This window comes from Neisseria sp. P0021.S006, from assembly GCF_051956895.1.
Window position 1 is genome coordinate 1 of the sequence record NZ_JBQCWZ010000366.1, and the last position, 1,411, is coordinate 1,411.

Genomic DNA, 1,411 nt, shown 5'->3' on the forward strand with positions numbered 1-1,411 from the left:
GTCCACGTCCTACGCAGGCTACACGCCCGGCAGCACATTGGCTTCGGGCTGGTTGAGCCGTTACGACAATGACGAAAAACAACTGACTTTCAAAAACAATTTGAACGGCAAATTTGAAATTGCGGGCGTGCCGCAGGAAATCTTTACCGAATACACTTATACGCACACCAAAAACAACGGCAGCCGCCGTCAATACAACCCGGGCGTTTCCTTTGACCCGATGACCTTTACCGGCAACGAAATCTCCGAACCCGCCGACTGGTACGCCACTCCTTATCAGATGTATTGGGAAACCCATTCCAAACGCACCACCCACGCGCTGCTTTTGGGCTTCCGTTTCAATATGTTGAAAGAAAAACTGCACATCATGGCAGGGACGCGTTGGAACCACATCAAATCGAAATACATAACCGACTATTTCTACACAGGCGGCAGCATAGACAACGATCCCGATTCGGTTACCGACCGCAAAACCGTCCGTTTCAATCCTTATTTCGCCGTTACCTACGATTTGACGCCGAACCAAAGCCTGTATGCCAGCTACACATCCATCTTCAAACCGAACAGCAATCAGCGCAAAGACAAATCCTATCTTGACCCTGTTACCGGCGCGAACTACGAAATCGGCTGGAAGGGGGAATGGTTCGACCGCAAGCTGAATACCTCGCTTGCCCTGTTTGACATCGAACAGAAAAACCGCGCGGTGCAGGTTTGGGATACGGCAGACCAAAAATGGTATTGGGAACCCGTCGGCAAAGTCCGCAGCCGCGGCATCGAAGCCGAAATATCCGGCAACCTGAGCGAAGATTGGAAACTGTTTGCAGGTTATACGTTCAACCGGTCCAAATATCTTGAAGCGGAAAGCAAAGGCACCGTCCCCGCAGGCACTAATTTCAGCCTGCACACGCCAAAACACATGCTGCGCCTCCACACCAGCTACAACCTGCCGTTTGACGGCAAAAAATGGACCATCGGCGGCGGCGTAACCGCACAAAGCAAAACCGCCAGCCTCTACGGCGTGAAGCGCGGCGGTCATGCGGTATTCAATGCCAACATTGATTATCAGGCATCGAAAAACCTGAAACTTGCACTGATTTCGACCAACCTGTTCAACCGTTACTACTACGAGAACAACAAAATCAACAGCAAAGGCGCGAACAACTACTATGGCCAACCGCGCAACGTCATGTTCAAAGTCGATTACAAGTTCTAATCCCGCTTGATTCAAATGCCGTCTGAAACCGATTCTTTCCGTTTTCAGACGGCCTTTTCCAATCAAACCTTTTTTTCAATCGTGATATAAAGCAAACAGTCTAAAAAATTTTCTCAACCGAAAAAAATTCCTGTTGATTTTTCTCACCGTTTCGATATAGTTATTTATGGCTAGTTTGATCCTACCCTTTGTATCTAG

Annotated in this window: 1 protein-coding gene; it reads left to right on the forward strand. The window is 48.8% G+C overall.

Annotated features, from left to right (window positions below; translation table 11 throughout):
- Positions 1-1,213: TonB-dependent siderophore receptor (locus ACTHUM_RS14165; protein WP_440403187.1), on the forward strand; the 1,213-nt coding region annotated here is incomplete at its 5' end.
- Positions 1,214-1,411 lie beyond the last annotated feature (198 nt).